This is a genomic window from Pseudomonas sp. Irchel s3h17, from assembly GCF_900187505.1.
GTDB lineage: Bacteria > Pseudomonadota > Gammaproteobacteria > Pseudomonadales > Pseudomonadaceae > Aquipseudomonas.
In genome coordinates, this window is record NZ_FYDL01000002.1 from 128,488 (window position 1) to 155,052 (window position 26,565).

Annotated in this window: 21 protein-coding genes and 1 pseudogene; 15 read left to right on the forward strand and 7 right to left on the reverse strand. The window is 59.4% G+C overall.

All coding sequences use genetic code 11. The features are described from left to right. Positions 1–29: 29 nt before the first annotated feature. The 5 genes from dapD (at position 30) to CKW25_RS02705 (ending at position 6,358) form a co-directional block, all read left to right on the forward strand. A complete protein-coding gene (gene dapD / locus CKW25_RS02685) occupies positions 30–1,064 on the forward strand; it encodes a 2,3,4,5-tetrahydropyridine-2,6-dicarboxylate N-succinyltransferase (protein WP_095077487.1) in 1,035 nt (344 codons plus the stop codon). A 164-nt stretch (positions 1,065–1,228) separates the two neighbouring features. After that, positions 1,229–2,434, forward strand: a complete 1,206-nt coding sequence (locus CKW25_RS02690; protein WP_095077488.1) for an aminotransferase class V-fold PLP-dependent enzyme — start codon at positions 1,229–1,231, stop codon at positions 2,432–2,434. Then, positions 2,431–2,841, forward strand: coding sequence for a SufE family protein (locus tag CKW25_RS02695; RefSeq protein WP_095077489.1), 411 nt, complete (start codon positions 2,431–2,433; stop codon positions 2,839–2,841). Before CKW25_RS02690 ends, CKW25_RS02695 begins: the two co-directional genes overlap by 4 nt. Before the next feature lie 596 nt (positions 2,842–3,437). After that, positions 3,438–4,625, forward strand: a complete 1,188-nt coding sequence (locus CKW25_RS02700; RefSeq protein WP_095077490.1) for a YcaO-like family protein — start codon at positions 3,438–3,440, stop codon at positions 4,623–4,625. A gap of 26 nt (positions 4,626–4,651) precedes the next feature. After that, a complete protein-coding gene (locus tag CKW25_RS02705; protein WP_095077491.1) occupies positions 4,652–6,358 on the forward strand; it encodes an ABC transporter ATP-binding protein in 1,707 nt (568 codons plus the stop codon). Between the two features lie 97 nt (positions 6,359–6,455). On the opposite strand, the gene tcdA is transcribed toward CKW25_RS02705, so the two are convergent. Beyond that, on the reverse strand, positions 6,456–7,268 hold the full coding sequence (gene tcdA / locus CKW25_RS02710; protein ID WP_172736402.1) for a tRNA cyclic N6-threonylcarbamoyladenosine(37) synthase TcdA: 813 nt from the start codon (positions 7,266–7,268) through the stop codon (positions 6,456–6,458). Between the two features lie 218 nt (positions 7,269–7,486). Between tcdA and CKW25_RS02715 the strand changes: the two genes are divergently transcribed. The 4 genes from CKW25_RS02715 to CKW25_RS02730 all read left to right on the forward strand — a co-directional run bounded on the left by CKW25_RS02715 (position 7,487) and on the right by CKW25_RS02730 (position 12,693). Further along, a complete protein-coding gene (locus CKW25_RS02715; RefSeq protein ID WP_095077493.1) occupies positions 7,487–10,078 on the forward strand; it encodes a glycosyltransferase in 2,592 nt (863 codons plus the stop codon). A gap of 178 nt (positions 10,079–10,256) precedes the next feature. Beyond that, a complete protein-coding gene (dapE, locus tag CKW25_RS02720) occupies positions 10,257–11,408 on the forward strand; it encodes a succinyl-diaminopimelate desuccinylase (protein ID WP_095077494.1) in 1,152 nt (383 codons plus the stop codon). Beyond that, complete coding sequence (locus CKW25_RS02725) at positions 11,408–12,217, forward strand: putative RNA methyltransferase (RefSeq protein WP_095077495.1); 810 nt, start codon at positions 11,408–11,410, stop codon at positions 12,215–12,217. Before dapE ends, CKW25_RS02725 begins: the two co-directional genes overlap by 1 nt. Before the next feature lie 98 nt (positions 12,218–12,315). After that, on the forward strand, positions 12,316–12,693 hold the full coding sequence (locus tag CKW25_RS02730; protein ID WP_095077496.1) for a hypothetical protein: 378 nt from the start codon (positions 12,316–12,318) through the stop codon (positions 12,691–12,693). A gap of 139 nt (positions 12,694–12,832) precedes the next feature. Here the strand turns inward: CKW25_RS02730 and CKW25_RS02735 are convergent, their stop codons facing one another. Beyond that, positions 12,833–13,042 (reverse strand): cold-shock protein, encoded by a 210-nt coding sequence (locus tag CKW25_RS02735; protein WP_019692071.1) that lies wholly within the window; start codon positions 13,040–13,042, stop codon positions 12,833–12,835. Positions 13,043–13,287: 245 nt separating this feature from the next. Between CKW25_RS02735 and plsB the strand changes: the two genes are divergently transcribed. The 4 genes from plsB to CKW25_RS02755 all read left to right on the forward strand — a co-directional run bounded on the left by plsB (position 13,288) and on the right by CKW25_RS02755 (position 17,613). Then, positions 13,288–15,786, forward strand: coding sequence for a glycerol-3-phosphate 1-O-acyltransferase PlsB (gene plsB / locus CKW25_RS02740; protein WP_095077497.1), 2,499 nt, complete (start codon positions 13,288–13,290; stop codon positions 15,784–15,786). Between the two features lie 262 nt (positions 15,787–16,048). Continuing rightward, the gene (locus CKW25_RS02745; RefSeq protein ID WP_095077498.1) at positions 16,049–16,387 is read left to right on the forward strand and encodes a YbaY family lipoprotein; all 339 of its coding nucleotides are present in this window, start codon (positions 16,049–16,051) and stop codon (positions 16,385–16,387) included. A gap of 88 nt (positions 16,388–16,475) precedes the next feature. Then, on the forward strand, positions 16,476–17,111 hold the full coding sequence (locus CKW25_RS02750) for a YbaY family lipoprotein (RefSeq protein ID WP_095077499.1): 636 nt from the start codon (positions 16,476–16,478) through the stop codon (positions 17,109–17,111). Between the two features lie 97 nt (positions 17,112–17,208). Beyond that, complete coding sequence (locus CKW25_RS02755) at positions 17,209–17,613, forward strand: YbaY family lipoprotein (protein ID WP_095077500.1); 405 nt, start codon at positions 17,209–17,211, stop codon at positions 17,611–17,613. A gap of 151 nt (positions 17,614–17,764) precedes the next feature. Here the strand turns inward: CKW25_RS02755 and CKW25_RS02760 are convergent. The 3 genes and pseudogenes from CKW25_RS02760 to CKW25_RS02770 form a co-directional block, all read right to left on the reverse strand. Continuing rightward, a pseudogene (locus CKW25_RS02760) lies at positions 17,765–19,118 on the reverse strand (Fic family protein). Between the two features lie 101 nt (positions 19,119–19,219). Further along, positions 19,220–22,285, reverse strand: coding sequence for an efflux RND transporter permease subunit (locus CKW25_RS02765; protein ID WP_095077501.1), 3,066 nt, complete (start codon positions 22,283–22,285; stop codon positions 19,220–19,222). 6 nt (positions 22,286–22,291) lie between these two features. Then, positions 22,292–23,392 (reverse strand): efflux RND transporter periplasmic adaptor subunit, encoded by a 1,101-nt coding sequence (locus CKW25_RS02770; protein WP_095077502.1) that lies wholly within the window; start codon positions 23,390–23,392, stop codon positions 22,292–22,294. Between the two features lie 93 nt (positions 23,393–23,485). Between CKW25_RS02770 and CKW25_RS02775 the strand changes: the two genes are divergently transcribed. Continuing rightward, on the forward strand, positions 23,486–24,139 hold the full coding sequence (locus CKW25_RS02775; RefSeq protein WP_095077503.1) for a TetR/AcrR family transcriptional regulator: 654 nt from the start codon (positions 23,486–23,488) through the stop codon (positions 24,137–24,139). 33 nt (positions 24,140–24,172) lie between these two features. Here the strand turns inward: CKW25_RS02775 and CKW25_RS02780 are convergent, their stop codons facing one another. After that, positions 24,173–24,955 carry a class I SAM-dependent methyltransferase gene (locus CKW25_RS02780; protein WP_095077504.1) on the reverse strand — a complete coding sequence of 261 codons (783 nt, stop codon included), beginning with the start codon at positions 24,953–24,955 and terminating at the stop codon, positions 24,173–24,175. A 93-nt stretch (positions 24,956–25,048) separates the two neighbouring features. On the opposite strand from CKW25_RS02780, the gene CKW25_RS02785 reads away from it, so the two are divergent. After that, on the forward strand, positions 25,049–25,669 hold the full coding sequence (locus tag CKW25_RS02785; RefSeq protein WP_095077505.1) for an energy transducer TonB: 621 nt from the start codon (positions 25,049–25,051) through the stop codon (positions 25,667–25,669). A gap of 43 nt (positions 25,670–25,712) precedes the next feature. Here the strand turns inward: CKW25_RS02785 and CKW25_RS02790 are convergent, their stop codons facing one another. Next, positions 25,713–26,534 carry an oxaloacetate decarboxylase gene (locus CKW25_RS02790; protein WP_095077506.1) on the reverse strand — a complete coding sequence of 274 codons (822 nt, stop codon included), beginning with the start codon at positions 26,532–26,534 and terminating at the stop codon, positions 25,713–25,715. Positions 26,535–26,565 lie beyond the last annotated feature (31 nt).

Genomic DNA, 26,565 nt, shown 5'->3' on the forward strand with positions numbered 1-26,565 from the left:
GCCCGTTCAATTTCGTAAGAGGTAATTGCATGTCCACTACCCTGTTCAGCCTGGCCTTCGGTGTTGGCACCCAGAATCGTCAAGGCGCATGGCTGGAAGTGTTCTACGCCGCTCCCGTGCTCAAGCCTTCGGCTGAAGTAGTTGCCGCCATTGCCCCGATCCTGGGCTACACCGAAGGCAATCAGGCCATCGCGTTCAGCACCGCCCAAGCCTCGCAACTGGCCGAAGCCCTCAAGGGCGTCGACGCGACCCAGGCCGCCCTGCTGACCCGCCTGGCAGAAAGCCACAAGCCACTGGTCGCCACGCTGCTGGCCGAAGATGCCCCGTTGAGTTCCACCCCCGAGGCCTACCTCAAGCTGCACCTGCTGTCCCATCGCCTGGTCAAGCCTCACGGCCTGAACCTGACGGGCATTTTCCCGCTGCTGCCGAACGTTGCCTGGACCAGCCAGGGCGCCATCGACTTGAGCGAACTGGCCGAACATCAACTCGAAGCCCGCCTGCGGGGCGAGTTGCTGGAAGTGTTCTCGGTCGACAAGTTCCCGAAAATGACCGACTACGTGGTACCGGCCGGCGTGCGCATCGCTGACGCCGCCCGTATCCGCCTGGGCGCCTACGTGGGCGAAGGCACCACCGTGATGCATGAAGGGTTCGTCAACTTCAACGCCGGCACCGAAGGCCCGGGCATGATCGAAGGCCGCGTCTCCGCTGGCGTGTTCGTCGGCAAGGGTTCGGACCTGGGCGGCGGTTGCTCCACCATGGGCACCCTGTCGGGCGGCGGCAACATCGTGATCAAGGTGGGCGAAGGCTGCCTGATCGGCGCCAACGCCGGTATCGGTATCCCGTTGGGCGACCGCAACACCGTCGAGTCCGGCCTGTACGTGACCGCCGGCACCAAAGTGGCCCTGCTGGACGAGAACAACCAGCTGGTCAAAGTGGTCAAGGCGCGCGAACTGGCCGGCCAGACCGACCTGTTGTTCCGCCGCAACTCGGAAACCGGTGCCGTGGAGTGCAAAACCCACAAATCGGCCATCGAACTGAACGAAGCGCTGCACGCTCACAACTAAGCAGGGCGTCACACGACCACCCTGTAGGAGCGAGCTTGCTCGCGAAGAACATATAGACGACACGTGCTGCCTGATGCCGCGCGTTATCGTTAACGTCCATCGCGAGCAAGCTCGCTCCTACAGGGTCAGGCGTACACCCGCCCATGTCACCAGGGCCCGATAGCATGATGATTCCCTCACCCTGGCGCGCCGATTTCCCGGCCATCGCCGCCCTGCAACGGCAGGACCAGACCTATCTGGACAATGCCGCCACCACTCAGAAACCCCAGGCCCTGCTCGACGCGCTGGCGCATTACTACGCCAATGGCGCGGCCAACGTCCATCGTGCGCAACACCTGCCTGGCGCCCATGCCACGCAAGCGTTCGAAGACAGCCGGAGCAAAGTGGCTCATTGGCTCAACGCCGGCCACTGCGGGCAAATCATTTTCACCCACGGCGCGACCTCCGCGCTGAATCTCCTGGCCTATGGCCTGGAACACCTTTTCCACCCGGGCGATGAAGTTGTCATCAGCGCCCTGGAGCACCACGCCAACCTGTTGCCCTGGCAGCAACTGGCAAAACGCCGCGAGCTGACGCTGGTGGTCTTACCCCTGGACGCCGACGGCCTGATCGACCTCAAGGCCGCCGCAGGCTTGATCGGCCCACGCACCCGATTGCTGGCGGTCAGTCAACTGTCCAACGTCCTGGGTGCCTGGCAGCCATTGCCTCAGTTGCTGGCGCTGGCCAAGGCGCAAAACGCCTTGACCGTGGTCGACGGCGCCCAGGGTGTGGTTCACGGTCGCCACGACGTGCAGGCGCTGGGTTGCGACTTCTACGTGTTCTCCAGCCACAAACTCTACGGGCCCGATGGCCTGGGCGTGGTCTTTGGCCGTAACGAGGCCCTGGAGCAACTGCGTCCCTGGCAGTTCGGCGGTGAAATGGTGCTCGATGCCAACTACCACGACGCCCGCTTTCGCCCGGCACCGCTGGGCTTTGAAGCTGGCACCCCGCCGATTGCCAGCGTGATCGGCCTGGGCGCGACCCTCGACTACCTGGCCGGACTGGATCAGGACGCCGTGTCCGCCCACGAAGCGGCGCTGCATGACTACCTGCTCAAGGGTTTGCAGGCACGCAATGGCATTCGCCTGCTGGGCAAGCCGCAACTGGCCCTGGCCAGTTTTGTGGTGGACGGGGTCCATAACTCGGATCTGGCACACCTGTTGACCGAACAAGGCATTGCCGTGCGTGCCGGCCATCACTGCGCCATGCCGCTGCTCAAGAGCTTTGAACTGGCCGGGGCAATCCGGGTTTCATTGGCGCTGTACAACGACTCTGAAGATCTGGAGCGTTTCTTCGAAGCCCTGGATCAAGCCCTGGAGCTGTTGCGATGAGCCTGCCAGCCGACGCGGTTACCGCACTGCACGTCTTTCAAGCCGCTGCCGGCTGGGAGCAGCGAGCGCGCTTGCTGATGCAATGGGGCGATCGCCTGCCCGCCTTGAGCGATACCGACCGATCCGAGGCCAACCGCGTACACGGTTGCGAAAGCCAGGTCTGGCTGGTGGGGGCGCTGCACGATGGTCATTGGCAATTCGCCGCCAACAGCGATGCGCGATTGATTCGCGGCCTGGTGGCGTTGTTGCTGGCGCGGGTCAATGGCTTGTCCGCGCAAGAGTTGCAGCAGGTGGATTTACCGGAGTGGTTCAATCAGTTGGGCCTCAGCCGCCAGCTATCCCCATCACGCAGCAATGGCTTGAATGCGGTGCTACAGCGAATGCGTGAGCTGACAACCTTCCTGTAAGCAGGCATGCAAACGAAGGCGTCTTCGCGATTGTCATCGCTGCCATGACGAAGCTCTGTGGGTTCTGTTTGATGCACCAAGCGTACTACGCCACTTTAGTTGCTGAGCATGCTCACCGCTGAAAAGCGGCTGAGCCGAAAAACGAACACTCATCGAAAGTCTTCAAACATCGTAAATTATTGAATCAGTGAAAAAAAATCGAAGGCCATAACCCGCGCTCAAGCCACAAGAGACTCACCCCACCCTGACGTAGGATATATCACTCACAAACACGGGAAGTTTCAAGACATTACGTGATTGCAACACAAAGAACCCACTGTTATTAATTAATCACTTGCGAAAGAAAGCACCGCAAGTGCAGTACTTACTCAAAAGCACTGCCACATTAATAATATGGAGTTAAGATCATGGGTAAAAAACGTACCGAGATAGTCCCTTGGGATGACCTGTCGCAGACAATGGGCACATCAGCAGGCTTCCTGGCAACTGAAGCAAATTTCTTTGCCTCTCTGATCAACTGACGCTTGCGGTTAAACCACCTGTAAACAATGCCGAAAGGGCTCCCTTTCGGCATTCATGAATCCAACGGGGTCTTTATGTCTGAGCGTGAATTCATCCCATCTAAAGCATTATCAAAAATCGAGAGAATCATCACCTCATTAAACTTGAACGCCATTACACGCCATACCGATAGCCACAAACTGGTCGCTATCGCCGAACTCTTTGACAACAATAACATTTTGTTAGAGTCCGGCGCAGGAAAAGGTCCCGACTCGCTTGTCGGAGCGCTCGCCGAAAGCATCGAGCACTTCAGTACTTTCCAGTTCAACGCAGAAAACCTGTGCACTCAGCACTGTGACTTTATCGCCAATCAGAAAGCTGCCGAGTTCGACGGCTTTCTGACAAGTCTTCCAAGTAGCCCAGATCCACTCGAAACATTCAAGCTCACTACTACCGATAGAAAGAAAGAGCTTTTTGTCCCAAGCATCCTTCTTTGCCCAAAAATCGAGAGCAGCTCATGGAGCAGCGTACGTGCAGACATGCAATTTCTGTCTCGCTACTCATCCAACTCGGGGATTGCATTTGGCTGCACTAAAGCCGAGGCATTGCTGCACGGAACCCACGAAGTCATTGAACGGCACATTCTGTCCTGCTTTTTCATGGCAATCTGCGCAATTGGTCCCGCCCTAAAACTGCATGCACCTTCAAAATCGTTGCTTACAAAAGCGTTACAGGGCAACCCTCACGCTCTGGCACTCGCTGACCAACTACAAATCATCATCATAAAAGATGTGATGAATGTTTATTTTTCTGTGGCATTACCGAAGTCGGGGCCAGGAGATTTTCACCTATCACCTATCGGCTCAGGCTGCTCACTGGACATTTGCATTGCCATCCAAAGAGCAGTAACAGAACAATTTCAAGTCCATGCTCTGTATGACGACTCACAAGAGGCAATTGACAGAAAAACACTCGATTTTCTGGCAAGCTCAAAAACCTTGAAACACCTTATTGACTTCAAACCTGTAAAGAACTTGAATCTCCCCACCCTCGATCCGCCGCTGACGAGTTCCGTAACAAGCGTTCCACTTCAACTGAAAGCGCTAGAAAAAAACTTATTAACTGCTGACAGAACCCTCTACCACAGAGTCGTTGCCAAATACTCGGACGACGGTATCGTTTGCCAGGCTTACGTTCCAGGACTAGAGCGTTTCAACATCATTAGAAATGGATATCTGGTTGCTCCTCAAGCCATTCTTCGTAAAACCCCAAAGGCACGCTGACTCTTAAGCTCACCAGTAGGCACTCGATGCAGACACTAATTAAAACAGCCTGTAGAAAGCATTCAATACTACTCACCTCAACAATTACGACCATAATAGCGCTAAAAGTCATTACGCTAACCCCTCCACTATTACTGGGAAAGATTGTCGACGCACTGAACAGCGATAATGACTCAACGCTTAACACACTACTATTTCTTACAGTAGGCTTTACCTTAGCCGGGTGCATCCAGGCAATTATTAACCCACTACAAACAATTTTTCTATCCCGACTGGTACAGCAGATAGTAATGGCTGCATCCGTTGACTGGATTGCACAATTGATGCGTAAAGAGTTCCTGCAGTTCAACTCGTGGCGCATCGGCCACTTTATAAAATCAGTCGAGCGAGGAATTACAGCACACGAGCAACTATTGACGTTCTTCGTCACCATCGGATTCCCACTATGTCTGGAGTTCCTGATCGTAGGAAGCGTTTTCATTTTTATGGGTGGCTCTGGAATTTTTTTCGCAATGACCAGCCTCGGCATCGCTTACCTATTCGTCGCCCATCGAATCATCAGGTGGCGCAGAAAGCACATTGATGCTGTTAACGAGCAAGAGGATGAATTAAGCGCCATTCTGTTCAGTACCCTGAACACAGGAAAATCGATAAAACTGGAAGGTGCCGAACACACGGCCACTCAACCGCTGAGCCGTGCCTTCATGCTATATGCCAAAGCAGCGGTAACCACTGCAAGCTCCGGCGGCTTCTTGACCGGGGCAAAAATTTTGTTTGTAAGCCTCTCCACGGGAGGATTACTCGGCTGGGGCGTCCTTGATCAGTTGTCGGGCGAGCCCAGTCTCAGTGTCGGTCAACTAGTGGCCACATTCTCCATTGCAGGTAGCTTTTTGCTCAACATTACTGCGTTGACCGAAGGCTATCGGGTACTTGATCAGTTTCTCGCTGACCAGCGTCGACTCCAGCAGTTGTTGTCCTTGCCAAACTTCGACGACGACACCCGACAAGCCGAAATCACTTCCCTGAGTGAGTCGACACTGGTACTCGCCCCCTGCGAAGTAGCCGACAACGGAACCGTTCGGCTGTCCATCAAGAACGACATCACTTTCATTCAAGGTCAATCCGTTGCCATCACCGGACCGAGTGGCGCGGGTAAAACATCCTTGATGGAAGCGCTCGCCGGGCTGAATGCTTTGGTGAGAGCGCAGTTAAGCATCGACGAAATTTCGATTTCTAGCTTAAACGCCCGGACCCACTTGAATCTCCTGAGGTATTGCCCTCAATCACCGCAGTTTCTGGAGGGCTTTTTTGACAGGTCGGTTCTGTTCGGAGTCGCCCCTTCGCCAGATCTGAAACAGGCGATACGGCGACTGAAACTAGAAGATATTGTTTCCCAGCGTAATCTCAATGAAAACGCCTCGAACATTTCAGGCGGAGAAGCCAAACGTTTGTCACTGCTGCGCCTAATCAACAGGCCTGGGAGATTCAACATGTTTGACGAGCCCAGTGCATCGATCGAACAGAAACTGGCCATTCCGGTGTGGGATTTGCTTTTCGACACCTTCGCCGGACGCGGGTTGATTTGTGCCACCCATGATTTAGATCACTTGTACCGTTTTGATCGCGTGATCGTCATGCATAACGGTGCCATCGTTGACGATGGCCCATGGTGCGAACTGTCCAGCAAGACAGTTATAAAGGAGCTACTGAGCGAGCTCCATAAGGAAGTTTGATGCCGATATAACCAAAAAAATCGCAACCTGCGGCAGCTCGGGCGATATCCATAAGCAGCAATTGCGCCGAACTCGGACAAGGAGCCGTCGAAGACGGTTAAACCATTGGTTTTACTTTATCCGCCGGGCGCCGCACACCCGCCACGATCTTATCCACAGCCTTGGTCGCGGCAACCATGCCAAAGGTCGCCGTCACCATCATCACCGCGCCAAACCCGCCCGCGCAGTCCAACTTCACGCCATCGCCAACAAAACTCTTCTGCAAGCAAATGCTGCCATCGGGTTTCGGGTAGCGCAGTTGCTCCGTGGAAAACACGCACGGCACGCTGTAGTGACGGGTCACGGTGCGTGAAAAGTTGTAGTCGCGGCGCAGGGTGGAACGCACTTTCGAGGCCAGCGGGTCGTTGAAAGTCCGGTTCAGGTCACATACCTGGATCAGCGTCGGGTCGATCTGCCCGCCCGCGCCACCGGTGGTGATGATCTGGATCTTGCGTCGCTTGCACCAGGCGATCAGCGCAGCCTTGGCGTTGACGCTGTCGATGCAGTCGATCACACAGTCGATGTTCGGCGTGATGTACTCGGCCATGGTCTCGCGCGTCACGAAGTCCGGTACCGCGTGTACCGTGCAGTCCGGGTTGATCCCCCGTAGACGCTCGGCCATCACCTCGACCTTGGGTTTGCCGACGGTGCTGTCCAGCGCGTGCAGCTGGCGATTGGCATTGCTGACGCAGACGTCGTCCAGGTCGAACAGCGAAATCTCGCCCACGCCACAACGGGCAATGGCTTCCGCCGCCCAGGAACCGACGCCGCCGACGCCCACAATTGCCACATGGGCGGCGCGCAACCGCCCCAGGCCTTCAATGCCATACAAGCGGGCGATGCCAGCAAACCGCGGATCTTCTGTACTCATGACCACTACCCTAAAAACCGGCGCGCATTATAGGGCTACGCGGCGGTAAGTTTTAAGCTACACGCTACAAGTGAAAGAACTTAAGTCAAAGTAAATTGCCTAACGTCCGGCATATCCCCGCCCGCTGTACGGTCTGGGAACACCCGGTGTAGGATGCGCCCCCCTCGGCGGCGGCCGACCGTTCCTTCGTTCCACAGCCTTTGGAACCCGAAATAGCTATGTCATCGCGTAAATTTGGACTCAACCTGGTGGTAGTGCTGGCGATTGCCGCGCTGTTCACCGGTTTCTGGGCGCTCATCAACCGCCCGGTCACAACCCCCAACTGGCCAGAGCAGATCTCCGGTTTTTCTTACTCGCCGTTCCAGCAAGGCCAGTTCCCACAGAAAAACCAGTTCCCGTCCGATGAGGAAATGCGTCGTGACCTGGAGATCATGAGCAAACTGACCGACAACATCCGGACCTATTCGGTCGACGGCACCCTGGGCGATATTCCCAAGCTGGCGGAAGAGTTCGGCTTGCGCGTGACCCTCGGGATCTGGATCAGCCCGGACCAGGAGCGCAACGAACGCGAAATCCAGCGCGCCATCGAGATCGCCAACAACTCGCGCAGCGTGGTTCGCGTGGTCGTGGGTAACGAAGCGATCTTCCGCAAGGAAATCACCGCCGAACAGCTGAGCGTGCTTCTCGATCGTGTGCGCGCCGCGGTCAAGGTTCCGGTCACTACGTCCGAACAGTGGCACGTGTGGGAAGAAAACCCGATGCTGGCCAAGCACGTCGACCTGATCGCTGCCCACGTCCTGCCCTACTGGGAGTTCATCCCGATGGACCAGGCCGGCCAGTTCGTCCTGGATCGCGCCCGCGACTTGAAGAAAATGTTCCCGAAAAAGCCGCTCCTGCTCTCGGAAGTGGGCTGGCCGAGCAACGGCCGCATGCGCGGTGGCGCGGACGCAACCCCGGCCGACCAGGCCATTTACCTGCGCACACTGGTGAACAAGCTCAACCGCCAGGGCTTCAACTACTTTGTGATCGAGGCCTTTGACCAGCCCTGGAAAGTCAGCGACGAAGGTTCGGTCGGTGCCTATTGGGGCGTGTTCAACGCGGCGCGCCAGCAGAAGTTCAACTTCGAAGGCCCGGTGGTGGCGATCCCGCAATGGCGCGTGCTGGCCATCGGTTCCGTGGTGCTGGCGCTGTTGTCACTGACCCTGCTGATGATCGACGGCTCGGCGCTGCGCCAGCGTGGCCGCACCTTCCTGACCTTCACCGCCTTCCTCTGCGGGTCGGTGCTGGTCTGGATCGGCTACGACTACAGCCAGCAATACAGCACCTGGTTCAGCCTGACGGTAGGGTTCCTCCTCGCCCTCGGTGCCCTCGGAGTGTTTATCGTGTTGCTGACCGAGGCCCACGAGCTGGCCGAAGCGGTGTGGATTCACAAGCGCCGACGCGAGTTCCTGCCGGTAGTGGGCGATTCGACCTACCGGCCAAAAGTCTCGATTCACGTGCCGTGCTACAACGAGCCGCCGGAGATGGTCAAACAGACCCTCAACGCCCTGGCCAACCTCGACTATCCGGACTTTGAAGTCCTGATCATCGACAACAACACCAAGGACCCGGCGGTCTGGGAGCCGGTGCAGGCCTATTGCGAAACCCTCGGCCCGCGCTTCAAGTTCTTCCACGTCGCGCCACTGGCCGGTTTCAAGGGCGGTGCGCTGAACTACCTGATCCCGCACACCGCCAAGGATGCCGAGGTGATCGCGGTCATCGACTCCGACTACTGCGTGCATCCGAACTGGCTCAAACACATGGTGCCGCACTTCGCCGATCCGAAAATCGCCGTGGTGCAGTCGCCGCAGGATTACCGCGACCAGAACGAAAGCACCTTCAAGAAGCTGTGCTATGCCGAGTACAAAGGCTTCTTCCACATCGGCATGGTGACCCGCAACGACCGCGACGCGATCATTCAGCACGGCACCATGACCATGACCCGTCGCTCCGTGCTCGAAGAACTTGGCTGGGCGGACTGGTGCATCTGTGAAGACGCCGAGCTGGGGCTGCGGGTGTTCGAGAAAGGCCTGTCGGCGGCGTACTACCACGACAGCTATGGCAAGGGCTTGATGCCCGATACCTTCATCGACTTCAAGAAACAGCGGTTCCGCTGGGCCTACGGCGCCATCCAGATCATCAAGCGGCACACCGCCAGCCTGATCCGCGGCAAAGACACCGAGCTGACCCGCGGCCAGCGTTACCACTTCCTGGCAGGCTGGCTGCCGTGGGTGGCCGATGGCATGAACATCTTCTTCACCGTGGGCGCCCTGCTGTGGTCGGCGGCGATGATTATCGTGCCGCACCGGGTGGATCCACCGCTGCTGATTTTCGCGATCCCGCCCCTGGCGTTGTTCGTGTTCAAGGTCGGCAAGATCATCTTCCTCTACCGTCGTGCGGTGGGGGTTAACCTCAAGGACGCGTTCTGCGCGGCACTGGCGGGCCTGGCGTTGTCCCACACCATTGCCAAAGCGGTGCTGTACGGCTTCTTCACCAGCAACATTCCATTCATCCGCACCCCGAAAAATGCCGACAGCCACGGCTTTTGGCTGGCCATTTCGGAAGCCCGTGAAGAGATGTTCATCATGTTTCTGTTGTGGGGCGCGGCGCTGGGGATTTTCCTGGTGCAAGGCCTGCCGAGCAACGACATGCGTTTCTGGGTGACCATGCTGCTGGTGCAGTCGCTGCCTTATGTGGCGGCGCTGATCATGGCGTTCCTGTCGTCGCTGCCAAAACCTGTGGCCGAGGCCGAAACGCTACCCGCGGTCTAAATCGCTACCGATGCACTAAACGGCGGCCAATGGTCGCCGTTTTGCTTTAAGATAACCGCCATTTTGCAGGGCTTGACGTGATATACGGTCTTACTGACTGAACTCAATCCCCTGTGGGAGCGGCTTGCCCGCTCCCACATTATTAGCCTGCGCCAACTTCATGATTCCGGAGTTCTACATGACGGCCCACGCCGACCTTTCGCCGACCCTCCAGCTCGCCATCGACCTGATCCGCCGTCCGTCCGTGACGCCGCTGGACGCCGATTGCCAGAAGCAGATGATGCAGCGCCTGGGCGATGCCGGTTTCAACCTGGAACCCATGCGCATCGAAGACGTGGATAACTTCTGGGCTACCCACGGCACGCACGAAGGTCCGGTACTGTGCTTCGCCGGTCACACCGACGTGGTCCCGACCGGCCCGGTGGCAGCCTGGCAGATCGATCCGTTCGATGCGGTGATCGATGAGCACGGCATGCTCTGCGGCCGTGGCGCGGCTGACATGAAAGGCAGCCTGGCGGCCATGACCGTGGCGGCCGAGCGTTTTGTCGCCGACTACCCGGACCACAAGGGCAAGGTGGCGTTCCTGATCACCAGCGACGAAGAAGGCCCGGCACATCACGGCACCAAAGCGGTGATCGAGCGCCTGGCTGCGCGCAAGGAACGCCTGGACTGGTGCATCGTCGGCGAACCGTCGAGCACCACCCTGGTGGGTGACGTGGTCAAGAACGGCCGCCGCGGCTCCCTGGGCGCCAAGCTCACGGTGCGCGGCGTGCAAGGTCACGTGGCCTACCCGCACCTGGCGAAGAACCCGATCCACCTCGCCGCCCCGGCCCTGGCCGAACTGGCCGCCGAGCACTGGGACAACGGCAATGCGTTCTTCCCGCCCACCAGTTTCCAGATCTCCAACGTCAATTCCGGTACCGGCGCCACCAACGTTATCCCGGGCGACCTGGTCGCGGTGTTCAACTTCCGCTTCTCTACCGAGTCGACCGTTGAGGGCCTGCAACAGCGCGTGGCCGATATCCTCGACAAACACGACCTGGACTGGCACATCGACTGGGCACTGTCCGGCCTGCCGTTCCTCACCGAACCGGGCGCGCTGCTCGACGCCGTGTCGGCCAGCATCAAGGCCATCACCGGCCGTGAAACCCTGGCCTCCACCAGTGGCGGCACCTCGGACGGGCGCTTCATCGCCACCATGGGCACCCAGGTGGTCGAGCTGGGCCCGGTCAACGCAACGATCCACCAGGTCAACGAACGGGTCCTGGCCAGCGACCTCGATGTGCTGACCGAAATCTACTACCAGACCCTGATCAAGTTGCTCGCCTGATGCTTGCCTGCCCTATCTGCAGCGCGCCGCTGAACGCAGTCGACAACGGCGTGGCATGCCCCGCCGGGCATCGCTTCGACCGTGCCCGCCAGGGTTACCTGAACCTGTTGCCGGTGCAGCACAAGAACAGCCGCGACCCTGGCGACAACCAGGCCATGGTCGAGGCCCGTCGCGACTTTCTGAACGCCGGGCACTATGCCCCGGTGGCCAAGCGCCTGGCGGAACTGGCCGCGGAACGCGCGCCACAACGCTGGCTGGACATCGGTTGTGGCGAGGGTTACTACACCGCACAAATCGCCGAGGCCCTGCCCGATGCCGATGGCTATGCGCTGGACATCTCCCGCGAAGCGGTCAAGCGTGCCTGCAAGCGCAACCCGGCACTGACCTGGTTGATTGCCAGCATGGCCCGGGTACCGCTGGCCGACGCCAGCTGCCAGTTCCTGGCCAGTGTGTTCAGCCCCCTCGACTGGCTGGAGGCCAAGCGCCTGCTCAGCCCTGGCGGCGGTTTGATGAAAGTCGGCCCGACCAGCGGTCACTTGATGGAATTGCGCGAGCGCCTGTACGACGAAGTGCGCGAGTACACCGACGACAAGCACCTGGCCCTGGTACCCGAAGGCATGTCGCTGCAACACAGCGAAACCCTGGAGTTCAAGCTGACCCTGAGCAACCCTCAGGATCGTGCCAATCTGCTGGCCATGACCCCCCATGGCTGGCGCGCCAGCGCCGAACGCCGGGCAGCCGTTATCGAACAGGCCGAGCCATTCGAGGTCAGTGTGTCGATGCGCTACGATTATTTCGTTCTGCAGTAATTGCTTGAGAGCAACCCTTTAACTTTTGGCCTTGGGCAGCAGCTCGAGGCCGGCTAAATCCGCGAATGGATTTTTCGAAACCGCAGTGAGGAACATCCATGCGCCAACCCGATATCGAGATTTACCTCAAAGACGCCGACGTCGACCACAAGGCCATCTCGGCCTGGCTGGGCGCGGCGCTGGGCCCTTGCACCGACTGGGTTCAAAAAGGCCAGACCTACAAGTGCAAGGCCGGCAACGTGCCGGTCACCTGGCTGCCGAAAGCGGTGGGCAAATGGAACAGCCTGTACCTGGAAAGCGACCAGACGCCATGGGACGACGACATCGCCTGCGCCCGCGCCGCGTTTGCCGCGCTGAACGTTGAAGTGCGCTGTGCACCGGGTACCTGGGTCGAGGAAGAGGGTGAAGAGTCGGCTGATCGCTGGATTCGCATCAGCGTCGACGGCGAAGAAGAGATCACCTGGAAAACCGCCTGAAAGAACATGTGGGAGCGGGCTTGCCCGCGAAGACGGCGACACATCCAGCATTGATGTGACTGACACACCGCTTTCGTCGGAAAGCCGCCCGGACCCAGCCCGCTCCCACAGGGTTCATGCACTGCGCAGAATGCGGAACTTACAGGCCGACTACATCTTCTGCCTGCAAACCTTTCTGCCCGTCCACCACAGCGTACTCAACCTGCTGGCCCTCGGCCAACGAGCGGTGGCCTTCGCCACGGATTGCGCGGTAGTGCACGAACACATCCGCCCCGCCTTCACGCTGAATGAAGCCGTAGCCCTTGGCGTCGTTGAACCACTTCACGTTGCCGGTCTCGCGCGTTGCCATCTATCGGTACTCCCTTTTTATTATTGGTCGGCCTGTTCACAGACACGCCGTCTGAGCCAGTGCGCACACTCGACTGACTGTCAAAAACAGGGTCGATAGTGGCAAACGGCCGGCCGAGTATATGACAGCGGTAAAAACTCTCAACTCAAGATTACTTCGGCGCTTTTTTGCCGATTTTCGACGAATACGTCACACTACCGCTCCCGAGCACTTGCTCGGTTTTTTTCAACTAAAGCAGCAAGCCTATGACCCGCTCCCCGTTCCGCCGTCTTGTGTTTGGCGCCTTGCGCCGACTGTTGTACCTCTGGGTTCGCTCGGAGACGATCAACCAGTCGTCCTTTACCCTCAACCTCGACCGCAGTCGTCCGGTGTTCTACGTCCTGCAAAATCCTTCGTTGACCGACCTGGCTGTGCTCGACACCGAGTGCACCAAGGCCGGTTTGCCACGTCCGGTGCTGCCGGTGTCGGTGGGTAACCTGCTAGAGCCAGCGGCGTTCTTCTACCTGACACCCGCACCCGACTGGCTCGGTCGCCAGGACAAGCGCGGCGCGCCGCCGACCCTGACCCGACTGGTCAGCGCCCTGAGCCAGAACGCCGCCGAAGACGCGCAAATCATCCCCGTCAGCGTGTTCTGGGGCCAATCGCCAGACAGCGAATCGAGCCCGTGGAAACTGCTGTTTGCCGACAGCTGGGCCGTGACCGGCCGCCTGCGTCGACTGCTGAGCATCATGATCCTGGGACGCAAGACCCGCGTGCAATTCTCCGCCCCCATCCACCTGCGCGAGTTGATCGAGCACGACAAGGGCCACGAGCGTACCGTGCGCATGGCCCAGCGCATTCTGCGGGTGCACTTTCGCAACCTGAAAGCGGCGGTCATCGGCCCGGACATTTCCCACCGCCGCAACCTGGTCAAGGGCCTGCTCAATCAGCCGCTGGTCAAGCAAGCGATCCTCGATGAAGCCGAGCGCGAGAACATTTCGCCGGAAAAAGCCAAGGCCCAGGCACTGCGCTACGGCAATGAGATCGCCTCGGACTACACCTTCACCGCCATCCGCTTCCTGGAAGTGGTGCTGAGCTGGTTCTGGAACAAAATCTACGACGGCATCAAGGTCAACCACATCGAAGGCGTGCAGCAGGTCGCCCCGGGGCACGAAGTGATCTACGTGCCCTGCCACCGCAGCCACATCGACTACCTGCTGCTGTCCTACCTGCTGTTTCGCAACGGACTGACTCCGCCGCACATCGCCGCCGGGATCAACCTCAACATGCCGGTGATCGGCAGCCTGCTGCGGCGTGGCGGCGCCTTCTTCATGCGCCGCACATTCAAGGGCAACCCGCTCTACACCTCGGTGTTCAACGAGTACCTGCACACCCTGTTTACCAAAGGCTTCCCGGTGGAGTACTTCGTCGAGGGTGGCCGTTCGCGCACCGGGCGCATGCTGCAACCGAAAACCGGGATGCTGGCGATCACCTTGCGCAGCTTCCTGCGCTCCTCGCGCATGCCGATCGTCTTCGTCCCGGTGTACATCGGTTACGAACGTGTCCTGGAGGGCCGCACCTACCTGGGTGAATTGCGCGGCGCGAGCAAGAAGAAAGAATCGATTTTCGACATCTTCAAAGTCATCGGTGCGCTGAAACAACGTTTCGGCCAGGTGGCGGTGAACTTCGGCGAGCCGATCAAGCTGGCCGAGTTCCTCGACAGCGAACAACCGGACTGGCGCTCCCAGGAACTGGGGCCGCAGTACAGGCCCGCCTGGCTCAACGAAACCACCAATCGCCTCGGCGAACGTGTTGCCCGGCACTTGAATGAAGCGGCTGCGATCAACCCGGTGAACCTGGTCGCGCTGGCCTTGTTGTCCACCAGCCGTCTGGCGCTGGATGATCGCGCCATGGCCCGAGTGCTGGATCTGTACCTGGCATTGCTGCGCCGTGTCCCTTACTCGCCGCATACCACGCTGCCAGAAGGCGACGGCCGTGCATTGATCGAACACGTCAAGGACATGGACCTGCTGTGCGAGCAAAGCGATGCGCTGGGCAAAATCCTCTATCTGGATGAGCAAAACGCCGTCCTGATGACCTACTACCGCAACAACGTCCTGCACATTTTCGCCTTGCCCGCCTTGCTCGCCAGTTTCTTCCAGAGCAGCTCGCGCATGAGCCGCGAACAGATCCTGCGGTACACCCGCGCGCTGTACCCGTACCTGCAATCGGAGCTGTTCATTCGTTGGTCGCTGGACGAACTGGACGCCGTGATCGATCAATGGCTCGAGGCGTTCGTCGAGCAAGGCCTGCTGCGCTTCGAGAACAACCTGTACCTGCGCCCGGCGCCAAGCTCACGGCATTTCGTGCTGCTGACCCTGCTGTCCAGGAGCATCGCGCAGACCCTGCAGCGTTTCTACATGGCCATCTCGTTGCTGCTCAACAGCGGCCAGAACAGCCTCAGCGCCGAAGAGCTGGAAGACCTGTGCACGGTCATGGCCCAGCGCCTGTCGATCCTGCATGGCCTGAACGCCCCGGAGTTCTTCGACAAGAGCCTGTTCCGCCACTTCATCCAGACCCTGCTGGACCTGGACGTACTGCGTCGCGACGAGGCCGGCAAGCTGAGCCATCACGAACTGCTCGGTGAATTGGCCGAAGGCGCTGCCAAACGGGTGTTGCCGGCGGAAATTCGCTTATCGATCCGTCAGGTGGCACTGCATCGCAGTGAGGATGCCGCGGAGCAGAACAGCGCCGCCCTTCAGTAAGCGCCTGAAGGCCGCCGCCCAGGATTCAACCGGTTGAAATCCTGGACGGCGGTACTGTCATTACCTGGAATGGTTTTAAACAGACCGGTCCCTGCATTCAATATTTCGCTTGAATGATTTATCCAGTAGCGAAACATCAATAAACAACCGAATCGTCCAGCGCCATCGAATAGTTGATTCGTCCTACATCAATGACCCGGGTCACTTTTTATCCTTGATCACGCGCCCACTCGGGGCGCTACATCAGAATAAGGATATCCAGATGACCGAACACTATTATTCCATCCCGTGCAAAGCCTACTACCTGGAAAGGATTGCTTTGCTGCCCAATTCGGCCCTCTACGCCTCCCTGCAGGACGTCAGCCTGGCAGACGCCCCCGCCAGGGAAATTGCACACTGCGTGATCCCCGACGCCAGTGAAGCCGGCCTTTGCTTTGAGTTCAGCGTACCGGCATCCGCGGTTATAGATGGCCATAGCTACGCGATCAGTGTGCGCATCGAAGCCAACAACGAGCTCATTTTCATCACCCAGGACCGGCACAGCGTTGACCCGTGCGCCAGCTACTTGCAGCCACTGGACATTCTGGTGCGAAGAGCCTGATGAAGCCTGGCAGGCATGATTTCAGTGGAGTCATGCCTGTTTAAAAAACAGCACACTTTTACGTCACGCGAATGATAAGGACGTCATCATGACCCAACACACCCTGACTACCACCCTGCACTTCCCTCCAGACTACAAACTGCCCGAAGACTGCAGCATAGACATAAACATCCGAAACATAACCGACAGTAACTCCACTTACCCTCACTGCACATGGGGCAGCAACAAGTTGCCCTTGGGACTCCCCATCCAGTTCACTTTCAACATCGACTCGGACCTGGCCAATGTCGGAGCACGTTTTTCCATGGATGCGCGCATCACCCATCGAGGGACTGCGCTCTTGCTGGATATCGAACAGCGTTTCAGCTGGAAAGGCGATGATCACACTGTCGATCTCCACCTGAGCCCTGTGGGCTGGATCGCGATCCAGAAAACCTGGATGCCCAGGATCGGTTACCCGGAGGATTCAAAACTGTTTGTGACGCTGCTTGAAAAAACGCCTGACGGCAGTCCGGGCATCGTTCTGAGTGAGGGCCAGCACCTGACCCAGGACATCCAGCCTTTCTACCTGCACTATGACCCGCTCCTGGTCAAGCCGGGGCAGCGCTATGCATTGACCGGTACCTTCGAAACCCATGGCCAGGGACGCCTGTCACTGGGTCTGTCTCCCAAAGAGCTGGTCCTGCTGCCAGCACCGCTACAGGCTCCGGTATTCGGCAGCTGAAGGCAGAATACCCTAGGCCGATGCCCGGCATAAAATCCGCTAGACTCCCGAGGGGCGCCGGCCTGCTGCTGGCGTTTCCTCGATACGGAGATCCACGATGAAGAGAAACACGCTTGCCCTGCTCGCTGCCGCCACCCTGCTGACGGCCTGCCAAAGCCCGTCACCGGTGCCTAAAGCAACCCTGGACGGCGAAGTCTTCTACTTGCAACGCATGGCACTGCCACCGACAGCAATCCTGAGCGTCAGCCTGCAGGACGTGACACTGGCCGATGCTCCGGCAAAGACCCTTGACGAGCAAAGAGGCCCGATCAAAGGCCAGGTACCCTTGGCCTTCCACCTCAGCTACGACCCGATGCAGGTCGAGCCCACCCACCGCTACTCGGTGAATGCGCGCATTGAGGTCGATGGCAAACTGATGTTCATCACCACCGAGAATCATGCCGTGCAACTGGACGGGAGCGATCCACAGCCAGTCAAGGTTCGCGTCGACGCGGTTCGTTGAGAGGCAGTACCGAACCAGGACGCTGCCAGGCAGCGTCCTGTCTCTCGCTGGCCGGGCTGAGTGTGGGCCTGGTGAAAAACGTGTAAGCGCAGCCTTGTGGGTCTCGTTTGGCCCACACATCACAGCTGCGCAATGAAGGTCAAGACGGTATCTATATCCAGTCCGTTTTGATGCTCGATGGATCACGCAGGAAGTAAACCCACTCACGTCCCAGCTTTTTCTTCTCGAACACCTTCAACTCAACCAGCCCCTTCAGTGCAGTGGCGGCTGTGTTGTAGGCGCAGTTTAGGTTCTCCTTCACATTGACCGCCGTGAACTCCTTGGCCATACCGCTCTTGGCCACCTGGAAAAGCATTCGCTGCTTATCCGTCAATTGCGTAAAAAGCCCGGACTCTTCCAACCAGCGATCAAACCCTTCGGCATAGACCAGACTTTTGCGATAAGCCCCCGCGAACTCGCTGACCGCGCGCAGAATCACTGAGCACTGAAAATCGATGAAGTACGTCAGGTCCAACTCGTCCATCTCGGTATACAAGTAAGAACAGCCGTATTTCACCGGCGCATTACGCAGCAGGATACTGATGGCAATGTAACGAAATGCCGAGTAGTCATTTTTGAACATGAACCAGTAAAACAACGCCCGAGCCACCCGGCCATTACCATCACGAAACGGGTGTTCGTAGCCCAGGGCGAAATGCAGGGTGATGGCCTTGATCATCGGGTGAAGGTCATCGACTTGCAGTGGGTCGCTACCAGACTGGTTGACCCAGTTCACCCATTCATCGAGCCGATCGTTGATGCCAGCTGCCGGCGGCGGTGTATGGACGGTGTTGCCCTCGCCATCCTGCACAACGACTTGATCATTGTTGCGAAAATACCCCGGAGAATATTGCTCGTCATCGATACCCTCGACACCGACACGGTGAAGCTGCTTGATCAACTCGACACTCAACGGCTCAAGACGATTGTCCCAGGCGAAGATCATCATCTTGTAGTTACCGATGACCATTCGTTCATCCGCAGAGCGCGGCAGCCGATTACGCTTGAGCATGTCCTTGGCCACCTGCGTAGTGGTCGCGGCCCCCCTCAAGCTGGCTGCTGCTGATGGCTTCGTCTTCGATCAAATCATTGAGCAGATAACTGAAGTGCGCTGTCTCACCAATGTGGTGAGTCATGTACTCCAGAGCCGCAGTGGTTGCCTGACGATCAACCACCGACAAGGTTTTCTGCGCCAGCGGCGTCAGCATGAACCGCCCCCATCGACTCGGCTCACCCAACGGCAGCAAACGAATGTACTGTGCCGCGCGAGCCTTTTTCACCAAGGCCCAGCACAGTGTCGTATCCAGCCCTGGCTGCCAGCGATAGCGCAGCTCATCGAACGGCAGGTATCGCCCCTGATCGTCCAATGGCTTGAGCAATGCCAGGTAATCGGCGAGCCTTTCCTTGTGGGGCGATTTCCCCAGCGCGTCCAACACACTGGGCCCCAAGGGTGGAGGGGCTTTCATCATGACTGTCTCAATAGCTCATGAAACTGAGTCTTGAGTACAACATAGTGACGTCCTGGTCTCAATATCAGCAAAAACTGAGATAGCTGTAGGCCATCGGATCACACCGCCTCTTGCTTGACCCTGAACCACGCCGCATACAACGCCGGCAGGAACAGCAACGTCAACGCGGTCGCCACGATCAGGCCGCCCATGATTGCCACGGCCATCGGCCCGAAGAACACACTGCGCGACAGCGGGATCATCGCCAGCACGGCGGCCAGGGCGGTGAGTACGATTGGCCGGAAGCGGCGTACCGTGGCTTCGATGATCGCCTGCCAGGGTTTGAGCCCGGCGAGGATGTCCTGCTCGATCTGGTCCACCAGGATCACCGAGTTGCGCATGATCATCCCCGACAGGGCAATGGTACCGAGCATGGCCACGAACCCGAACGGCTGACGAAACACCAGCAGGAACAGGGTGACGCCGATCAGCCCCAGCGGCGCGGTCAAAAACACCATCGCCGTGCGCGAGAAGCTGCGCAGTTGCACCATCAGCAAGGTCAGTACCACGACGATGAACAACGGCACACCGGCCTTCACCGAGTTCTGTCCGCGAGCCGAGTCCTCCACGGTACCGCCCACATCCAGCAAGTAGCCGTCCGGCAGTTCAGCGCGAATCGACTCAAGGGTCGGCAGAATCTGTTTGACCAGGGTCGCCGGTTGCTCCTTGCCATAGATATCGGCGCGGATCGTCACGTTCGGCAAACGGTTACGGTGCCAGATGACGCCCTCCTCAAAGCCATACTCCAGGGTCGCGACCTGGGACAACGCCACACTCTTGCCGTTGTCGGTCGGCACCGCCAGGCTCGACAACTGCGACAGTTCAGAGCGTTCGTGCACGGTGCCGCGCAAGAGGATTTCGATCAACTCGTTGTCTTCACGGTACTGGCTGACGCTGGAGCCGGTCAGCGAACTCTGCAAAAACCTCGACAGGTTCACGGTGCTCACGCCCAGGGCCCGTGCACGGTCCTGATCGACGTTCAGGTACACCACTTTGCTGGGCTCTTCCCAATCCAGGTGCACGTTGACCACATGGGGGTTCTCGCGCACCTTGGCGGCGACTTTACGGGCCAGGGCGCGAACTTCTTCAATGTGCTCGCCGGTCACCCGGAACTGCACCGGATACCCCACGGGCGGGCCGTTTTCCAAGCGCGTAACCCGCGAGCGCAACGCCGGAAATTGTTCGTTGAGGGTTCCGATCAGCCAGCTGCGCAGGCTTTCACGCTCCTCGATGGTGTCCGCCAGGACAACAAACTGAGCGAAGCTGGCCGCCGGCAGCTGTTGATCCAGGGGCAGGTAAAAACGTGGCGAACCGGTGCCGATGTACGCCACATAGTTTTCGATACCGGCGTGCTCCTTGAGCATCGCTTCCAGGCGCTTCACCTCACCGGCGGTATTGCTCAACGAAGCGCCTTCCGCCAGTTTCAGGTCAACCATCAGTTCCAGGCGACCCGAGGCCGGAAAGAACTGCTGCGGCACGAAACGGAACAGCACTACCGAAGCCAGGAACAGCAGGATGGTCAACGCAATCACGGTTTTACGCCGACGCACACACCACTCCACCAGACGCCGCACCCGTTGATAAAAAGGCGTTCCATAAGGATCCGGCTGACCGGCACCGTGCTTGGCCGCATGGAGCCTGGCCAGGTCCGGCAGCAGCTTTTCCCCCAGATAGGGTACAAACACCACAGCGGCGATCCATGAGGCCAATAACGCGATCGTCACGACCTGGAAGATCGAGCGGGTGTACTCGCCCGTGCTCGATTGCGCGGTGGCGATCGGCAGGAAACCGGCGGCGGTGATCAAGGTGCCGGTGAGCATCGGGAATGCCGTGCTGGTCCAGGCATAACTGGCAGCCTTGACCCGGTCGAAGCCCTGCTCCATCTTGATCGCCATCATCTCCACGGCAATGATCGCGTCATCCACCAGCAAGCCCAGGGCCAGCACCAACGCGCCCAGGGAGATCTTGTGCAGGCCAATGCCCAGGTAGTACATGCAGGCAAAGGTCATGGCCAATACCAGCGGTATCGCCAGGGCGACCACCATGCCGGTGCGCACACCCAGGGAAAAAAAGCTCACCAGCAACACAATCGCCAACGCCTCGACCAGTACCTGGACGAACTCGCCGACGCTGGTTTTTACCGCCGCCGGCTGGTCAGACACCTTGCGTAGCTGCATGCCGGCCGGCAGGTTGTCCTGGATCCGCTTGAACTCGCGCTCCAACGCACTGCCCAGCACCAGGATATCGCCGCCGTCCTTCATGGCCACCGCCAGGCCGATCGCATCCTCGCCCATGAAGCGCATGCGCGGTGCCGGTGGATCGTTGAAACCACGGCGCACGTCCGCCACGTCGCCGATACGGAAGGTTCGATCACCGACGCGGATCGGGAAACCGCGAATCTGCTCGACCGTCTGGAAGTTACCCGTCACCCGCAACTGCAATCGCTCGCTGGTGGTTTCGAAGAACCCGGCGTTGGACACCGCGTTCTGCTCCTCCAGGGCTTGTTGCACAGCCGCCAATGGCAAGCCCAGCGTGGCCAGCTTGAGGTTGGACAGCTCGATCCAGATTTTCTCGTCCTGCAGCCCGAGCAGGTCGACCTTGCCCACATCCTTGACCCGTTGCAGCTGGATCTGGATGCGGTCCGCATAGTCCTTGAGTACCGCGTAGTCGAAACCTTCCCCCGTCAGCGCGTAAATATTGCCGAAGGTGGTACCGAACTCGTCGTTGAAGAACGGCCCCTGGATACCCGGTGGCAAGGTCGGGCGAATATCGCCGACCTTCTTGCGCACTTGATACCAGAGTTCGGGAATGTCCACCGAATGCATCGAGTCCCGGGCAATGAACGTCACCTGGGATTCACCGGGGCGGGAGAACGACACGATCCGCTCATACTCGCCGGTTTCCATCAGCTTCTTTTCGATACGCTCGGTGACCTGCCGCGAGACTTCCTGGGCTGTCGCACCCGGCCACTTGGTCTGGATCACCATGGCCTTGAAGGTGAACGGCGGGTCCTCGCTCTGCCCCAGTTTGGTGTAGGACAAGGTGCCGACAACGGCCAGCAGGATCATCAGAAACAATACGATCTGGCGATTACGCAGCGCCCATTCGGATAGATTGAAACCCATCGGGAATTACTCCTTGACCGCCAGGTTGACCGCGCGGTTGGAGCGATCCACCGGCCGCACTGGCTGGCCGTCGTGGAGCACATGGACACCGGCCGCCACCACCCAGTCGCTGGCCGTCAGTCCTTCAAGCACCGGTACGCTTTTCTCACCGAAGGCCCCGACGCGAACCGGCGCCTTGCGCACGGTGCTGTCGGCGTTCACCACCCAGACGTAGGTCGCACCGTTTTCAGCGGTGAGTGCCGAGAGCGGCACTGAAAGGGGCACCACGTCCGTGGTTTGAATGAATACCCGAGCGCTTTGACCGAGTTCGGCCGCCACCTTGCCGGCGCTGAAAGCGATGCGGGCGGCAAAGGTGCGGGATTTGGGATCAGCGGCTGGCGACAACTCGCGGATGCTGCCGGCAAAGCGCTGCCCCGGCTGGCTCCACAGCTCAACGGTGACCGGCTGGCCGATCTTGAACCGGCCAAACCCTTGCTCCGGCAGACTGATCAAGACTTCACGCTCGCCGTCGGTAGCCAGGGTGAACACGGTTTGCCCCGCGGCCACGACCTGGCCGACTTCCACGGCGCGCTTGGCCACCACCCCGTCACGCGGCGCGCGCAAGACGGCGTAGCTGGCCTGATTGTTGGCGACATCGAACTCAGCCTTGATCTGCTTGAGACGTGCTTCACCGGATCGGTAGAGATTTTCCGCGTTGTCGTACTGCGAGCGGCTGACCAACTGACGCTCCATCAGGGTCTTGTAGCGATCACGCTCGGTGCGCACCAGGTTCAGATTGGCAGTGGCCGCCGCCACTTGGGCACGGGTTGCTTCCAACTGCAGCCGTACATCCTCGGGATCGAGTTCGGCCAGTGCCTGATTGGCTTTGACCCGCTCCCCCTCCTCGACCAGTCGTCGGTTGACTTTGCCGCCAATGCGAAAGGCCAGGTCCGGCTCATAGCGTGCGCGGACTTCGCCAGGATAGCTGTCCATCGCCTGTGCGGAGGGCTCTGGCTGAACCACCATGGCCGGGCGAACGGCGACTTGCACCGGTTCTTCGTGACCACACGCAGCCAACAAAAACGCCAGGCTGGCTGGCAACACGAGAGGCAAGGCATAGCGGAACATGGCGAAGGACCTTTCGCTAATGGTGCTTGGAATAATTATACTGACCAGTATGTTATTAATAGCAAACTCACCAGTCCAGTATTAAAGCGAAGAATGTCCAAGAATCTTTCTGTATCCAACGGCCCTGGCCGCCCAAAGGATCTCGCCAAGCGCGAAGCTATCCTCGGGGCAGCCAAGCGCCTGTTTCTGAGCAATGGTTACGCGAACACCAGCATGGATGCGGTAGCGGCTGAGGCCGGGGTTTCGAAGTTGACCGTCTACAGCCACTTCACAGACAAGGAGACGCTGTTCTCCTCGGCCGTCATGGCCAAGTGCGAAGAACAATTGCCTACCCTGTTTTTCGAACTGCCCGACGAAATGCCGATCGAGAGCGTGTTGTTGAACATCGCCCGGGGCTTTCATCTGCTGATCAACAGCGATGAATCGGTGAACCTGCACCGCCTGATGATCACGCTGGGCAGCCAGGACCCGAAGCTGGCGCAGATCTTTTTCGAAGCCGGTCCGCAACGGATGGTGCACGGCATGGAACGCTTGCTGAGCAAGGTCGACCAATCGGGCGCCCTGCGCATCGACAAACCGCGCAACGCCGCCGAGCATTTTTTCTGCCTGCTCAAGGGTGCGGGTAATTTCCGCCTGCTCTACGGCTGCGGCGAGCCCTTGACCGGCGACACCGCCGAAGCCCATGTGCGGGAAGTGGTGGAATTGTTCATGCGGGCGTATCAGCCGGGGAACGTTACAAGCCGCTAGTTGCTAGCGGCAAGTAACATCACTGCCCGCCGCTTAAGCCTTGAGCGCTTTCTTCGGATAGATGTCGTAACGACTGGACTTGCCATCCAGCGCATGGCTCGGCTTGGGCCCTTCAATGCACGGGGCCTTGCGCGGGCGCTTGACCACGACCCGATGGCTGGCCAGCGCCAGGGCGGCTTCGAGCAGGGCCGGCGCATCCAGGTCGTCACCCACCAGCGGGCGGAACAGGCGCATCTCCTTCTTGACCAGCGCCGTCTTCTCTCGATGAGGGAACATCGGGTCAAGGTAGATGACCTGTGGCGGCTCACCTTCCCAATTGCGCATCAACTCAATCGAATTACCCTTGAGCAAGTGCATGCGCGCCACAATCGGCGCCACCTCAAAGTCTTCGGCCGCGCGTGCCAGGCCGTCTTCGAGCAAGGCCCCGATCAACGGCTGACGCTCGATCAGGCTCATCTCACACCCCAGGCTCGCCAATACGAAGCCATCCTTGCCCAGGCCTGCCGTGGCATCCAGCACTCTGGGGCGCACGCCTTGGGCGACGCCAACCGCCTTGGCGATCATCTGTCCGCTGCCACCGCCATACAAGCGGCGATGGGCCGCGCCGCCCTCGACGAAATCCACCCGCACCGGTCCTGGTGCATCCGGCCCCAACTGCTGCAGCTGTAAACCCTGCTCACCCACTTGCAGGGCAAACTCGGCATCGTCCAGCAGCAGCGGCAAATTCAATCGCTCGGCCCAGATCCGGGCTTGCGCCTGAAACCCATCGGCCAGGGCCTCGACTTTGATGCGGCTGGCCGCAGGTTGCTCACTCATCAGAAAACACACTCGAAAAATTAATGATCGGCCAAAACGGCCGATAACCAAACTATCGAGCATTTTGCCAGAGCTGAGCGTCGACCGAGAGAAATGTCAGACATTCAACGTGTACCCGCAGGCTTTATTACGCCTTACCGCGAATACAGCCGCCACAACACCCAGACACTGAGCGGTGTCAGTCACCTGTGGCAGGATTTCTTTGCCCAGGCGCTGGCCGATCAGTCGGGTGACGGGCTACCCGCTGCTGACGCATACCCGCCCTTCGTCATCGACAGCCCGGACGAACCGGCAGGTGGTTCCGACCTGCTGGCCAAGATCGTCACGCAACGCGCCTGCGATGTCGTAGACACCGAGATTCGCCCGCCGGAGCCTCTGTTCCTGCCCATTGCCGAATTCGACATGGAGCTGGCCGACAAACCAGCCCCGCCGTTCCCGCCTGAAGAGATCGTTGCCCAGCAATCGCAGCAGGAGTTCGACAGCAAATGGGTACGCCCACTGGTGCTCACGGCCGGCCAGCCATTGCCTGAACCGGGCCCGGCGCCGGCACCTCGCTCGCTGTTCCTGCCGATTGCCGAGTTCGAACTCGAACTGCTGCCGCCTCCCGCGCAGCCCTTTGCCCCTGAAGAACTGCAGGAGCAACAGCAACAATTCGATTTCGACAGCCGCTGGGCGCGCCCGATCGTCCTGCACAACCTGCGCCTCGCCGCCTGAGCCGGGCCAGGCACGCTCCTGCCCCGCCTGGCCACGACGCCTCTCAACCCTTGAACAATTGATTGGCCTGCGAATACGGCATGGTTCGCTCGGTGAAGGTAAAGGTCCCCTGATCGTGAATCTCCCGGGCTGCCCGGTAGAACTCACCGTAAGCCGCCAGTGCCAGGGCCGAGCCAACGCTGATGCGCTTGACCCCCATTTCACTGAGCTGCGCCACACTCAGCTTCAGGCCACCGGACATCAGCACATTGACCGGCTTCGGCGCCACCGCACGCACCACCGCCAGCACCTCTTCGGCCGTGCGCAGGCCCGGCGCGTACAGCACATCGGCACCGGCTTCGGCGAAGGCCTGCAAGCGGCGAATGGTATCGGCCAGGTCCGGATTGCCGTGCAGGTAGTTTTCGGCACGGGCCGTCAGGGTGAACGGGAATGGCAGGCTGCGCGCGGCCGCGACCGCCGCGTCAATCCGCGCCAGCGCATGGTCGAAGCAGTAGATCGGCGCGCCTGCACGACCGGTCGCATCCTCGATCGAGCCACCGACGGCACCGGCACTGGCGGCGCCCAGCACACTTTGTGCGGACTGTTGCGGGTCGTCGGCGAAGCCGTTTTCCAGATCGACCGCTACCGGAAGATTCGTGGCCGCGACAATCGCCCGGACGTTGGCCAGGGTGTCCTCGAGTTTCAACGCACCGTCCGGACGGCCCATCGAAAAGGCATAACCGGCACTGGTGGTCGCCAGCGCCTGATAACCCAGGCTGGCGAGCATTTTTGCCGAACCGGCGTCCCATGGGTTGGGGATTACAAAGGCCCCGGCACCTTCGTGCAAGGCCTTGAACGCTTGAGCTCTAAGGGTTTGCGCATCCATTGGCTCGCTCCTGTAGAAGGGAATGACCCGT